Annotated in this window: 12 protein-coding genes; 6 read left to right on the top strand and 6 right to left on the bottom strand. The window is 68.9% G+C overall.

All coding sequences use genetic code 11. The features are described from left to right. Window positions 1-13 precede the first annotated feature (13 nt). The 3 genes from LVJ59_RS12935 (at window position 14) to LVJ59_RS12945 (ending at window position 3,029) form a co-directional block, all read left to right on the top strand. Window positions 14-865, top strand: coding sequence for an alpha/beta fold hydrolase (locus LVJ59_RS12935; protein WP_131494368.1), 852 nt, complete (start codon window positions 14-16; stop codon window positions 863-865). 116 nt (window positions 866-981) lie between these two features. Then, window positions 982-2,031: a biotin/lipoate A/B protein ligase family protein gene (locus tag LVJ59_RS12940; RefSeq protein ID WP_232763368.1), complete on the top strand. Its 1,050-nt coding sequence runs from the start codon at window positions 982-984 to the stop codon at window positions 2,029-2,031. Beyond that, the gene (locus tag LVJ59_RS12945; RefSeq protein WP_232763369.1) at window positions 2,010-3,029 is read left to right on the top strand and encodes a site-specific DNA-methyltransferase; all 1,020 of its coding nucleotides are present in this window, start codon (window positions 2,010-2,012) and stop codon (window positions 3,027-3,029) included. Before LVJ59_RS12940 ends, LVJ59_RS12945 begins: the two co-directional genes overlap by 22 nt. Here LVJ59_RS12945 and LVJ59_RS12950 read toward each other — a convergent pair. Next, window positions 3,015-3,584 carry a TetR/AcrR family transcriptional regulator gene (locus LVJ59_RS12950; protein WP_131494361.1) on the bottom strand — a complete coding sequence of 190 codons (570 nt, stop codon included), beginning with the start codon at window positions 3,582-3,584 and terminating at the stop codon, window positions 3,015-3,017. The genes LVJ59_RS12945 and LVJ59_RS12950 overlap by 15 nt on opposite strands. Before the next feature lie 148 nt (window positions 3,585-3,732). Here LVJ59_RS12950 and LVJ59_RS12955 point away from each other — a divergent pair, with 148 nt between their 5' ends. Together LVJ59_RS12955 and LVJ59_RS12960 are read left to right on the top strand one after the other, a co-directional pair. Continuing rightward, window positions 3,733-5,040, top strand: coding sequence for an MFS transporter (locus LVJ59_RS12955; protein WP_232763370.1), 1,308 nt, complete (start codon window positions 3,733-3,735; stop codon window positions 5,038-5,040). Window positions 5,041-5,069: 29 nt separating this feature from the next. Next, window positions 5,070-6,572: a carboxylesterase/lipase family protein gene (locus LVJ59_RS12960; protein ID WP_232763371.1), complete on the top strand. Its 1,503-nt coding sequence runs from the start codon at window positions 5,070-5,072 to the stop codon at window positions 6,570-6,572. A gap of 22 nt (window positions 6,573-6,594) precedes the next feature. Here LVJ59_RS12960 and LVJ59_RS12965 read toward each other — a convergent pair whose 3' ends face one another. Genes LVJ59_RS12965 through LVJ59_RS12975 form a run of 3 tightly spaced genes read right to left on the bottom strand, consistent with a single transcriptional unit; the run spans window position 6,595 to window position 8,838 of the window. Further along, complete coding sequence (locus LVJ59_RS12965) at window positions 6,595-6,942, bottom strand: cupin domain-containing protein (protein WP_131494358.1); 348 nt, start codon at window positions 6,940-6,942, stop codon at window positions 6,595-6,597. Beyond that, a complete protein-coding gene (locus LVJ59_RS12970) occupies window positions 6,939-8,342 on the bottom strand; it encodes an FAD-binding oxidoreductase (protein ID WP_232763372.1) in 1,404 nt (467 codons plus the stop codon). The genes LVJ59_RS12965 and LVJ59_RS12970 overlap by 4 nt, the downstream gene beginning before the upstream one ends. Window positions 8,343-8,370: 28 nt before the next feature. Then, on the bottom strand, window positions 8,371-8,838 hold the full coding sequence (locus LVJ59_RS12975; RefSeq protein WP_047520308.1) for an Lrp/AsnC family transcriptional regulator: 468 nt from the start codon (window positions 8,836-8,838) through the stop codon (window positions 8,371-8,373). 99 nt (window positions 8,839-8,937) lie between these two features. Between LVJ59_RS12975 and LVJ59_RS12980 the strand changes: the two genes are divergently transcribed. Continuing rightward, on the top strand, window positions 8,938-10,389 hold the full coding sequence (locus LVJ59_RS12980) for a gamma-aminobutyraldehyde dehydrogenase (RefSeq protein ID WP_232763373.1): 1,452 nt from the start codon (window positions 8,938-8,940) through the stop codon (window positions 10,387-10,389). 27 nt (window positions 10,390-10,416) lie between these two features. On the opposite strand, the gene LVJ59_RS12985 is transcribed toward LVJ59_RS12980, so the two are convergent. Then, the gene (locus tag LVJ59_RS12985; RefSeq protein WP_232763374.1) at window positions 10,417-10,941 is read right to left on the bottom strand and encodes a GNAT family N-acetyltransferase; all 525 of its coding nucleotides are present in this window, start codon (window positions 10,939-10,941) and stop codon (window positions 10,417-10,419) included. Window positions 10,942-10,989: 48 nt separating this feature from the next. Next, window positions 10,990-11,682 carry a M23 family metallopeptidase gene (locus tag LVJ59_RS12990; protein ID WP_232763375.1) on the bottom strand — a complete coding sequence of 231 codons (693 nt, stop codon included), beginning with the start codon at window positions 11,680-11,682 and terminating at the stop codon, window positions 10,990-10,992. Between the last annotated feature and the right edge of the window lie 321 nt (window positions 11,683-12,003).

The raw sequence follows: 12,003 nt of genomic DNA on the forward strand, positions 1-12,003 counted from the left end.
GGCTCGCACCGTGATGGATACCCGCGAGTTCACCGATGCCTATGGCGTCGACATCGTCTATGACGTCCATCCTGCGGACGGGACGCCCCGCGGAGTCGTGCAGCTTCTGCACGGCGTCGGGGAGCACGCCGGGAGATACGGCGCCCTGATCGGGGCTCTCACCACCGCCGGCTTCCACGTGTACGCCGATGACCACCGGGGCCACGGCCGCACCGGCATCCGTCAGCACGGCGGCCCCGAGAAGCTCGGACGCCTGGGCAAGGGCGGGTTGCGCGCGGCCGAGGAGGCCGTCTGGCAGCTGACGGGCATCATCCGTGCGGAGAACCCCGATCTGCCGCTCGTGCTGCTCGGGCATTCCTGGGGCTCGTTCCTGGCGCAGATGCTCGTCAACGACCATCCCGAAGCCTGGGACGCCGTCATCCTCTCGGGGTCCGCACTGCGGATGCCGGGGTCGCTCAACGCAGCGCCCCTGAACGCGCGGTGGGCCGGCGAGGGTGCCACCGGCCTCGAATGGCTCAGCCGTGACCCGGCCGTGTGGGCCGCGTTTGACGAGGATCCGCTGACCACCGACGTTCCGCTCCTCAAGCTCTTCGGGCCGATCGAGGCGGCGAAGCTCTACGGTCGGCCCGCGAAAGACCTCGGTCACGACATCCCGATGCTGCTGCTGGTCGGGCGCGACGACCCGGTGGGCGGCCCCCGCAGCGTGCACAAGCTCGCCGACGAGTATCGCAACCGGTCCGGACTCACCGACGTCACGACGCTGGTCTATCCGGACGCGCGCCACGAGATCTTCGCGGAACTGCAGCAGGACGAGGTGCGAGCCGACGTGCTCTCCTGGCTCGACAAGCACATCCCGGCGCGCTGACGGCTTCTTCCCCGCGGCGGTGCGGGATCGAAAACGCGCCTGAGGGGCCGGTGCGAGGCGCGAAATCCATCCCGCACGGGCCCCGCGGGCGGAGTTCCGCGCCTTAAGCTGGAACCGTGCACGGTGAATACAAGGTTCCAGGCGGAAAGCTCGTCGTCGTCGACCTCGAGATCGAGGATGACCGGATCGCTCGCTTCCGCCTCGCCGGCGACTTCTTCCTCGAGCCGGACTCGGCGCTGGACGACATCGACGCCGCCGTCAACGGGATGCCCGCCGAGTCGGATGCCTCGGCCATCGCCGCCGCCGTCCGCGGAGCTCTGCCCGACGGTGCACAGCTGCTCGGATTCACCCCCGAGGCCGTCGGCACCGCGGTGCGCCGCGCGCTCGTGACCGCTCCGGGATGGCGTGACTTCGACTGGGAGATCGTGCACGACGCGGCCGTGTCGCCCCGGATGAACCTGGCGCTCGACGAGGTTCTGACCTCACGCGTCGGCGAGGGACGACGTCGTCCGACTCTGCGCATCTGGGAATGGGACGAATCGGCCGTCGTGATCGGGTCGTTCCAGTCCTACCGGAACGAGGTCGATCCGGAAGGGGCTGCGAAGCACGGGTTCGACGTCGTCCGCCGCATCTCCGGTGGCGGGGCGATGCTCATGGCCGCCGGGCAGATCATCACCTACTCGCTCTACGTGCCGGCGTCCCTCGTCGCGGGCATGACGTTCGCCGACTCCTACGCGTTCCTCGACGACTGGGTGCTGCAGGCCCTGCGGTCGCTGGGCATCGACGCGGTCTACCAGCCGCTCAACGACATCGCGAGCCCGACCGGCAAGATCGGGGGTGCCGCGCAGAAGCGACTCGCGAACGGGGGAGTGCTGCACCACGCCACCCTCTCCTACGACATCGACGGTCAGATGATGACCGAGGTCCTGCGTATCGGGCGCGAGAAGCTCAGCGACAAGGGCACCACGTCGGCGGCCAAGCGGGTCGATCCGCTGCGCACGCAGACCGGGCTCGAGCGTGCGGAGATCATCGAGCGCTTCAAGGACACCTTCCGCTCGCTGACCGACGCGGAGACCGGATCGGTGACAGCGGACGAGTATGCCGATGCCGAGGCCCTCGTCACTTCGAAGTTCGCCACCGAGGCATGGCTGCATCGGGTGCCGTGACGGCTCCGGAGCCTGACCTCCCGACCCCGATCACCGGTGCGGTCACGATCATCGAGGGTGACAACCTCGTGGTCGCCGCCACTCTGCCGTCGGCGTCGTTCACGCTCGTATACCTCGATCCGCCGTTCAACACCGGTCGCACGCAGGAGCGCCAGGTCGTGACCGCGCGACGCTCGTTCACAACTCCGCAGGAATCCGCGGGGGTCGCGGAGCCCGGTCCGGAATCCGGCGGTGCCGAGGGTGTGAGCAGTGCAGAACTGAGGAGTTCTGAACCGGGGCCCGCCGTGCCCGAGACCGAGGTGCGCCACGGATTCCACGGCCATGCCTACGAGCGGGTGCGCGGAATCCTCCGTGCCTACGACGACCGCTTCGACGACTACGGTGCCTTCCTGATGCCGCGGCTCGAGGAGGCGTGGCGACTGCTCGCCGACGACGGCACCCTCTACCTGCACCTCGACTACCGGGAGGCGCACTACGCGAAGGTGATGCTCGACGCGGTGTTCGGGCGCGACTGCTTCCTGAACGAGCTGATCTGGGCGTACGACTACGGCGCGAAGTCGCGCAGTCGCTGGCCCACCAAGCACGACACGATCCTGGTCTACGTGAAGAACCCTCGGGCGTACGTCTTCAACTCGGACGAGGTCGACCGCGAGCCGTACATGGCCCCCGGGCTCGTGACTCCCGAGAAGGCGGCTCGCGGCAAGCTCCCCACCGACGTGTGGTGGCACACGATCGTGCCGACGACCGGCCGCGAGAAGACCGGCTATCCGACGCAGAAGCCCGAAGGGATCCTCCGGCGGATCGTGACGGCCTCGAGCCGCCCGGGCGATCGGGTGCTCGATCTGTTCGCGGGCAGCGGGACGACCGGCGCGGTGGCATCGGTACTCGGTCGAGATGCCGTGCTCGTCGATGACAACCCCGAGGCGATCGGGATCATGAGGGCGCGGATGCCGCACGCCGAGGTGACGCCCCTCGACGCGGGGTCACACCGGGCGTAGCAACACGAGGAACTGTTCGATCTCGGCGGCCATGTCGAGGGAGGGATCGAGCATCCACGCGGTCTGGAGCCCGTCGGCCAGGGCATGCAGCGAGCGGACGACCCAGGCCGGATCGAGGTCGGCTCGGAGGAGGCCGGCTTCCTGGTCGGCGGCGACCTGCGCGCGCGTGAAGGCTTCGATGCGGTCGGTGCGCTCACGGAAGTAGGCATGCGCGGGGTGCGAGGGGTCTCCGGCCTCCGCGGCCAGCTGCGCATAGAGCTGTACGAGGCCCGGCACGGATGCGTTGTGGCGCATGATCGCGAGGAAAGCTGCGGAAGCGTCTTCGGCCGCGTACTGCTGCTGGTCCCGGTCGTCTCGGGCGCGCAGGATCGCGACGAACAGCTCTTCCTTGGAGCCGAAGTAGTGCAGGAGCCCAGCGGGGCTGAGTCCCGCTGCATCCGCGATCTCGCGGACGGAAGCCTTCCGGTACCCGTGTTCGGCGACGACGGCGAGCGCCGCGTCGAGGATCTCCTCGCGCTTCGCCACGCCCTTGGCGTAGGCCCCTCGTGTCGACATGGCCCCAGGGTATCCGTCGTGTCCGGATCACGAAAACCAAACATCGTTCGTGAATGTCTTGCGGCAGGGGTGGCCGATCTGCCAGCATGTCCGATGAATACCGAACATCGTTTGGTATTCATACGCAACCGCTCAACGAGGAGCCGACATGTCCCTTCCCCCTCTCGACCCGGCCGCCGAACTCGCCCCGACCGGCACGATCCGCTCAGCCCCGCCCGCAGCCGGAGAACCGGCGGCGAGCCCGCCCGCGAACCGGCGACTGCTGCCCAGCCTGCTGATCGCCTCGCTCACCCTGTTCGCCACCTACGGCGGTCTCATCGCGATCCTCCTGCCCAGCCAGGTGCTGATGATCGACGAGGCGAACAAGGTCGGCAACCTCGCCGTCGTCACCACGATCTCCTTCGTGTTCACGCTGTTCGCGCAGCCGATCGTGGGCGCCTTGAGCGACCGCACGCGCTCGCGCTTCGGGCGCCGCGTGCCGTGGATGGTGCTCGGTGCCATCGTCGGCGGTGTCTTCCTGTTCGGCATGGGGTCCCTGACGGACATCCTCTGGATCACGGTGTTCTGGGTGATCATCCAGGTGGCGCTGAACTTCTTCCAGGCGCCCCTCACCGCGATCACCGCCGACCGCTTCCCGCGCTCGAAGCGCGGCGGAGCGAGCGCGATGATCGGACTCGGCACGCAGGTCGGCATGACGGTCGGCGTCATGCTCGCCGGTGCCTTCGCCGCGCAGATCGGCGTCGGCTACGCGGTGTTCGGTGGTGCCGTGATCGTGGTGGCGCTGCTGTTCGCGTTCGTTAACCGGGACTGGTCCTCGCGGCACGCTTCGGTCGATCCGTTCCGCTGGAGTGCGTTCTTCAGGGGCTTCTGGATCGATCCGCGCCGTCACCCGGACTTCGCGTGGGCGTTCACGGCCCGGTTCCTGCTGATCCTCGGCTACTTCGTCGTCAGCGCCTACCAGCTCTACATGCTCACCGACTATATCGGGCTGCCGCTCGCGGATGCGCAGGGCGCCGTCGTCACCCTTACCCTCGTGGCGTTCGTCCCGACGCTGATCGCGATCGGCCTGTCCGGATGGTGGAGCGACAAGGTCGGTCGTCGCAAGGTGTTCATCTACGTCGCCTCCGCGGTGATGGTGGTGGGTCTGGCGATGCCCGTGCTGCAGCCGAACATGACGGGGATGATCCTGATGAGCGTCATCAACGGCATCGGGTTCGGTCTGTACATGTCGGTGGATGCCGCGCTGATGACCGAAGTGCTGCCGAACGAGGGAGTGTCGGCGGGCAAGGACCTCGGCATCCTCAACGTCGCGACCAACGTGCCGCAGGCGCTGAGCCCGGCGATCGGCGGAGTCATCATCACGTCCCTCGGTGGCTATGCGATGCTCTTCATCTTCGCGATCGTGTTCGTGATCCTCGCCGCCGTCGCGACCGCACCGATCAAGGGAGTGCGCTGATGACCAGGAATGACCGGGAGAATGCTGTGATGACCGATACCGAGTTCGAGACGGCCGCCGATTTCGTCGAGGTGGACACCACCGCAGGACGGGTGCGTGGTCGTTGGCGCCCGACCACGGGAGGGCGGGGCAACCCGCGGACGGCGGCCTTCCTCGGCATCCCCTTCGCAGAGGCGCCGACCGGCCCGTTACGCTTCCAGGCTCCGGTGCCCAAGGCGCCGTGGGACGGCGTGCGGGACGCGCTCGAGTTCGCCGCCACCGCACAGCGCGGCGACCCAGGGGTGACGCTCATCCCCGAGCCGAGCATCGAGGGCGACTCCACGCTCAACGTGAACGTCTTCACCCCGAGCCCGGAGACCACCGAGCAGGGGACCGGTCTTCCGGTGCTCGTCTGGATCCACGGCGGCGGCTACTTCGCGGGCTCCCCGGCGAGTCCCTGGTACGACGGCCGGAACTTCAACCGCGACGGCGTGGTGACCGTGTCGCTCTCGTACCGTCTGGGATTCGACGGCTTCGGGTGGATCGAGGATGCGCCGTCGAACCGCGGTGTGCGCGACTGGCTGCTCGCCCTGGAGTGGGTGCAGCAGAACATCGCCCGCTTCGGCGGGGATCCGTCGCGGGTCACGATCGCCGGGCAGTCCGCCGGGGGTGGGGCCGTGCTGACCCTGCTCGGCATGGAGAAGGCGCAGCACCTGTTCCACGGGGTCTACGCGATCTCCGGAGCCCTCGCCGATGTGGCTCCGGCGCGCGCGGAGGAGTTCGGTCGGGGGCTCGCCGCGTCCGCCGGGGTGAAGCCGACCGTGGCCGGGTTCTCCTCCCTCTCCGAAGACCGCGTCCTCGAACTGCAGAAGAAGGCCACCGAGCTCGGCCCCGATGCTCTCGGCAGCGTGGTGGAGGACGGCCTCCCGCTCGGCCCTGCCGTCGACGGCGATCTGCTCGTGCGTCCTACCCGGGAGTCGATCGCCGCGGGGGTCGGTGCGGACAAACCTCTCGTGCTCGGCGCGACCGATGACGAGTTCACCATGGTGTTCGCGGGGGCCGAGAAGAAGCTGCGCTGGGTGCCGCGGTCGCTCCTGTTGAAGCGGCTCGGGCTGCCGAAGAGCGCGCGGCGGGCGTACCTGGCCGCCAACGCCGACATCACCGGACTCGGCAATGCCCGCGTGGGCGGTCGGCTGCTGACCGATCGGATGTTCCGCACGGCGCTGCTCAAGGTCGTGGCCGACCGCGGTGACGCGCCGACCTGGCTGTACCGGTTCTCCTGGCCGTCCGGACACTTCGGCTTCGCCGAGCACTGCCTCGACGTGCCGTTCTTCTTCGACTGCCTCGACGGTCCGGCCATGGAGCCGCTCGCCGGACCGAACCCTCCGCAGGAGCTGGCCGATGAGGTGCACGGGGCCGCCGTCGCCTTCATCACCACCGGCGACCCGGGCTGGCCGCGTCACCAGGGTGTGCACGGCATCGCCCGGGTCTACGACGTCCCCACGCGCGACGTCGCTGACGCCTATGCCTCCGTGCGACCGCTGCTCGGCTGACATCGAACGACGCGCCGGGGTGTCAGGCGACGTAGACCTTGCGCAGCGTCTCGGTGACGGTCCAGGTGGTGCGCATGCCTTCCGCGAGGCGCACCACCGAGCCGGGGCCGACCTCGAGATCGGGCAGCCCGGACGAGGCGAACGCGATCGTGGCACGGCCCGACAGCACGACGAAGACCTCGTCGGTCTCGGTGTCCGTGGCGGTGCCCGGCGTCATCTCCCAGATGCCCACCTCGACACCGCCGAGGGTCGCGAGCTCGTGCACGGCGGTGGTCGGAGCTCCGGCGATCACCTCGTCCGCGGGTAGGGGAGCATGCGCGAGGTCCAGGGCGATGGCATCCACTCCGCCGCCCGCAGCGAGGCCGCTCATGAGTCGAAGCCCATGCCGAGGGCGTCGAGCGTCTTGAGGAAGAGGTTGCGCTTGCCCTCGTTGTGGTCGGCTCGATCCATCGCCGCGCGCACCAGGTTGACGCCGATCGAGGCGGCGGGCTCGGGCGGGAACGGAATGGGCTTCTCCCGCACCATCCGCAGCTCGGTGCGCTCGGTCTCTTCGCCCGCGAGCTTGTCGAGCATCACGTCGGCGGCGAAGCGCGCCGCGCCCACACCGAGACCGGTGAAGCCGGTCGCATAGGCCACGTGTCCCTTGCGCGCGGTGCCGAAGAAAGCGCAGAACCGACTGGACGAGTCGATCGCGCCCGCCCACCGGTGCGTGAAGCGCAGGCCCGCGAGCTGCGGGAACGTGGTGAAGAAGTGCGAGGCGAGCCGGCGGTGGCTCTCGATGCGGTCCTCGTACTCCGGGCGCACCTTGCCGCCGAAGTGGTAGATCGCGTCGTAGCCGCCGAACAGGATGCGGTTGTCGGCGGTGAGGCGGTAGTAGTGGAACTGGTTCGCGCTGTCGGCGAGGCCCTGCCGGTTCGACCAGCCGATCGCAGCGAGCTGTTCCGTGGAGAGCGGCTCGGTCATCAGCACGTAGTCGTACACGGGCACGGTCATCAGACGGTTGCGTGTGAGGAGGGAAGGGAAGACGTTCGTCCCGAGCGCGACCGCATCGGCGACCACCCGGCCGTTCGGGGTGACGAGGGCGATGGGGCCGGACCCGTCGCCCTCGATCGCGCGCACCAGGCTGTGCTCGTAGATCTCGACGCCGAGGTCGGCAGCCACACGTGCCAGCTCGACGCCGAGCTTCGCGGGGTGCACCATCGCACATCCTTCGCGGTCCCAGTCGCCGGCGAGGAACGTCTCCGAGTGCACCTCCGCCTGCACCGCCTCGCGGTCGAGGAATCCGGGTTCCTCGCGGAACCAGTCGACCTGGTGCGGTTCGACGGCGACGGCGAGCTGTCCGGTGCGCTCGAACTCGGCGTCCATGCCGTAGCGCGCGATCGTCTCCTCGATGCCGTCGAGGTTGGCGTGCCCCAGCTCTTCGAGCCGGTCGATCTCCTCCGGCCAGCGGTTCACACCGTTCTCGTGGCCGTGCGTCAGGCTCGACTCGCAGAAGCCCCCGTTGCGGCCGGACGCGGCCCACGCGATCCGCGACGCCTCCAGCAGGACGACGCGTCGTCCGGGGTCGCGTTCCTTGGCGCGCACGGCCGTCCACAGGCCGGCGTACCCACCGCCGACGATCGCGAGATCCGCGCGGACCGTCCCGTTCAGGGAGGGATGCGTCGGCCGATCGACGTCGTCGAGCCAGAACACGCGGAGAGCCGTCTCGCGCAGGGAGTCGTCGACGACCCCCTGCGGCGGACGTCGGCGTTCGAAGACGGTGGTGCCCATGTTCACTCCGATGTGAGGGGGGTGCGACTCAGCGCGTTCCCCAGTTATAGAGGTCCTTGTAGAGCCCCGCGTAGAGCAGGCTCTCGGTGTGCGCGATGCCGGGGATGGTGCGGATCCGCGTGGCGATGAGGTCGATCAGGTGCTCGTCGTCCTCGCACACGGCTTCGACGAGGATGTCGAACGTGCCGAGCGTGACCACGACGTAGGCCAGTTCCGGGATGGTCGTGAGTTCTTCGGCGATGGTGCGGGGGTCGCCCGACACGCGGATGCCGATCATCGACATGCGCCGGAAGCCGAGCTGCATCGGATCGGTGACCGCGACGATCTGGATGACACCCGCCTCGGTCATCCGTTGCACGCGCTGCCGTGCGGCCGCCTCGCTCAGACCGACTTCGCGTGCGATTTCCGCGTAGGGACGGCGGCCATCCTCCTGCAGCAGTTCGACGATTCGCTTGGAGATGTCATCCAGTGCGGGCTGGGCAGGCTTCGAGCTCATGTGTCGATATTGTCAGCTATCACACTGATCTGCAACTGATTCAGTTGAAATATCGGACCGGATCTTCAGATTCCGTATCCGACGCGCTAGCATGACGCCATGCCCAGCACTCTTCTGAAGACCTCCGCTCCCTTGCAGAACTTCATCGGCGGACACTTCGTGCCCGCGAACGGCTCGGGGCGGATGCCGCTCATCGATCCTGCCACCGAGGAGATCTACGGGGAGTCGCCCGTCTCGGCCGCGGCCGACGTCGACGCCGCCTACGCCGCGGCGTCCGCGGCCTTCCCGCTCTGGCGCGACACGACGCCCGCCGACCGACAGCTCGCGCTGTTCCGCATCGCCGACGAGATGGAAGCCCGCGCGGAGGAGTTCGCCGACCTCGAATCGCAGGACACCGGCAAGCCGCGGGCGAGCCTCGTGGCCGACGAGATCATGCAGTCGGTCGATCAGCTGCGCTTCTTCGCAGGGGCCGCGCGGAGTCTCGAAGGACGAGCCGCAGCGGAGTACCTCGCCGGCCACACGTCGTTCGTCCGCCGCGAGCCCGTCGGTGTGATCGGACAGGTGACGCCCTGGAACTACCCGCTGAACATGGCCGTGTGGAAGATCGCCCCTGCGCTCGCCGCCGGCAACACCGTCGTGCTGAAGCCCGCTGAGTCCACTCCGCTGACGACGTTGCTGCTGGCGGAGATCGTCGCCCGGCACACGCCGGCCGGCACGCTGAACGTCGTGCTGGGCGATCGCGACACGGGTGTCGCGCTGGTGGAGCACCCGACCCCGCAGATGGTCGCGATCACCGGCTCGGTGCGTGCGGGGATGGCGGTCGCGCGGTCGGCGGCGAGCGACGTCAAGCGCGTGCATCTCGAACTGGGCGGGAAGGCACCCGCGATCGTGTTCGCGGATGCTTCGCTCGAGAATGCCGTGGAGGGCATCATCACGGGCGCCTTCTTCAACGCCGGACAGGACTGCACGGCCGCGACCCGGGTGCTGGTGCATGCATCACGACACGACGAGCTCGTCGAGGCACTCGTCGCCCGGGCGCGCAGCCACGCGCGTACGGGCGGCCCGCGTGAGGACGGCATCCTCTACGGACCGTTGAGCAGCGCCGCACAGCTCGCGCAGGTGCAGGGCTTCATCGACCGCCTCCCCGCGCACGCGAAGATCGAGACCGGTGGTCGCCGTCAGGGGGAACAGGGCTACTTCTGGGAGGCCACGATCGTGTCGGGCGTGCGACAGGACGATGAGGTGGTCCAGGGCGAGGTCTTCGGGCCGGTCCTCACGGTGCAGTCGTTCTCGGAGGACGAGGAGGCCTTGGAGATGGCGAACGATGTGCCGTACGCGCTCGCGTCCTCGGTGTGGACGACGGATCATGCCCGCGCGATGCGCTTCTCCCGCGACCTCGACTTCGGTTGCGTGTGGATCAACACCCACATCCCGTTCGTGTCGGACATGCCGCACGGAGGGTTCAAGCACTCCGGCTACGGCAAGGACCTCTCCCAGTACGGCTTCGACGACTACACCCGCATCAAACACGTGATGAGCGCCCTCGACTGACGTCCCCCCGCGCCGGAGACCCTGCGATCAGGGTGCCAGCAGCTTCACGCGGCGGTGCTCGCAGAGGGTGAACCCGGGGCGCTCCTCGATCTTGATGGCGCCGTCTTCGATCCAGCCGTGGCGTGCGTAGAACGTGTCGGCACGCACGTTCCCGTCGAGCACCCACAGGTAGGCGCGCGCGTGTCCGGCGTCGGCCATGCGCTGTTCGGCGGCGTCGAGAAGCGCGTGTCCCGCGCCCGTCGACCAGGCATCGGGATCCGCGTAGATCCCGTACACCTCGGCGTCGGCCAAGCCGTCGGGGTCGCGGCCGGAGCCGAACGACGTCCACCCGACGATGTGGTCGTCGCGTTCGGCGACCAGGAGTCCGAGAGTCGTGGGCAGCGGATCCGTGATGAGGCGACGCCAGCCCGTCGCGCGTTCGGCGATGGAGAGCCCGTCGAGCACGGACTGGTCGATGAGCCCGCGGTAGGCAGCCTGCCAGGACCTTACATGCACGCGAGCCACCTCGTCGGCGTCGTCGACGCCCGCTTCCCGGACCACCAGCGGACTCATCCGTCCACCCTAGGGGAGGGGCGAACGGCTTTCCGTGACGGGGTGCGGTCAGCTCACGTTCTTCTCGAGCCACGGCATGGGATCCACGGCGACCGTGTTGATGTGGACTTCGAAGTGCAGGCAGGAGCCGAACACGTACCCCGTCGATCCGACGTCGCCGATGTACTGCCCGGCGTCGACGCAGTCCCCGACCTCGACCGCGCGGGTGCCGTAGTTCAGGTGCGAGTAGACGGTGCTCACGGCCTGGCCGTCGACGATGCTCTCGATCTGGATCGTCACTCCGTAGCCCTGATAGCTCTCGGTGGAGCGGGAGACGCAGCCCGTCATCGCGGCGTTGATCGGAGTGCCGACCCCCGCGGCGAAGTCCTGGCCGAGGTGTGACCGGCCGGGGCGGGAGGCGCCGAAGCCGTCGGTGAACGTGTAGGTCCCGTCGGCCATCGGCATCACGACGCGGTCGGCGACGGGGATCTCCATCGCACTTCCGAGAGGCATGCCGGCGGCGATCGCGGCGGCGACGGCACGCGAACGCGTTTCCTTGATCTCCTCCGGCGTGGTCGCGGCGAAGTTCCCTCGAGGCGCGATCTCCGCGCGGATCTCGTCTGTCGAGGTGTATGACTGCGCGAAGTCGCTCGCGGCGGTCGTGACTTCGGCGGAGGCGGCGGCGACCGAAGTGATCTCCGGGTTGAACGCGGGCAGTGCTGCCCCGGTGATCATCGCGCCGACCGCGAATGTGGCTCCCACCGCCTTGGCCTTCGCCCACGGGCGCGTCGCTCGGCGGGAACGGATCCGTGGGGCCGAGGCCTTCCGCCGACGGGTCCGCGTCGCGCTCGGGGGCTGCGTCGGTTCCGGGGATGGCGTCGGGGGCTGTTCAGTCGGTTCCGGGGATGGCGTCGGGGGCTGCTCGCGGGCGGCGCGCGGGCGGGACTCGGCCGGCGATGCCTGGGGCGATGACGGGCGAGGGGTGTCCGTGCCCGGCGTGTTCGCGGTGCCGGTCGGCAGCTGTTCGGCGTTCGCGTAACGGCGCAGGTCGCGCCGCAGAAGCGGTCGCGGCGTGCCGGAGGT

This window comes from Microbacterium sp. KKR3/1 (assembly GCF_021272365.1).
Taxonomy (GTDB): Bacteria; Actinomycetota; Actinomycetes; order Actinomycetales; family Microbacteriaceae; genus Microbacterium; species Microbacterium aurugineum.

What these genes read in the sequence shown, in the direction of transcription:
- LVJ59_RS12960 (WP_232763371.1), top strand. Translation starts at nt 5,070, where the DNA reads ATGACCGATACCGAGTTCGAGACGGCCGCCGATTTCGTCGAGGTGGAC.
- LVJ59_RS12970 (WP_232763372.1), bottom strand. Translation starts at nt 8,342, where the DNA reads ATGGGCACCACCGTCTTCGAACGCCGACGTCCGCCGCAGGGGGTCGTC.
- LVJ59_RS12965 (WP_131494358.1), bottom strand. Translation starts at nt 6,942, where the DNA reads ATGAGCGGCCTCGCTGCGGGCGGCGGAGTGGATGCCATCGCCCTGGAC.
- LVJ59_RS12945 (WP_232763369.1), top strand. Translation starts at nt 2,010, where the DNA reads ATGGCTGCATCGGGTGCCGTGACGGCTCCGGAGCCTGACCTCCCGACC.
- LVJ59_RS12985 (WP_232763374.1), bottom strand. Translation starts at nt 10,941, where the DNA reads ATGAGTCCGCTGGTGGTCCGGGAAGCGGGCGTCGACGACGCCGACGAG.
- LVJ59_RS12950 (WP_131494361.1), bottom strand. Translation starts at nt 3,584, where the DNA reads ATGTCGACACGAGGGGCCTACGCCAAGGGCGTGGCGAAGCGCGAGGAG.
- LVJ59_RS12935 (WP_131494368.1), top strand. Translation starts at nt 14, where the DNA reads ATGGATACCCGCGAGTTCACCGATGCCTATGGCGTCGACATCGTCTAT.
- LVJ59_RS12975 (WP_047520308.1), bottom strand. Translation starts at nt 8,838, where the DNA reads ATGAGCTCGAAGCCTGCCCAGCCCGCACTGGATGACATCTCCAAGCGA.
- LVJ59_RS12980 (WP_232763373.1), top strand. Translation starts at nt 8,938, where the DNA reads ATGCCCAGCACTCTTCTGAAGACCTCCGCTCCCTTGCAGAACTTCATC.
- LVJ59_RS12955 (WP_232763370.1), top strand. Translation starts at nt 3,733, where the DNA reads ATGTCCCTTCCCCCTCTCGACCCGGCCGCCGAACTCGCCCCGACCGGC.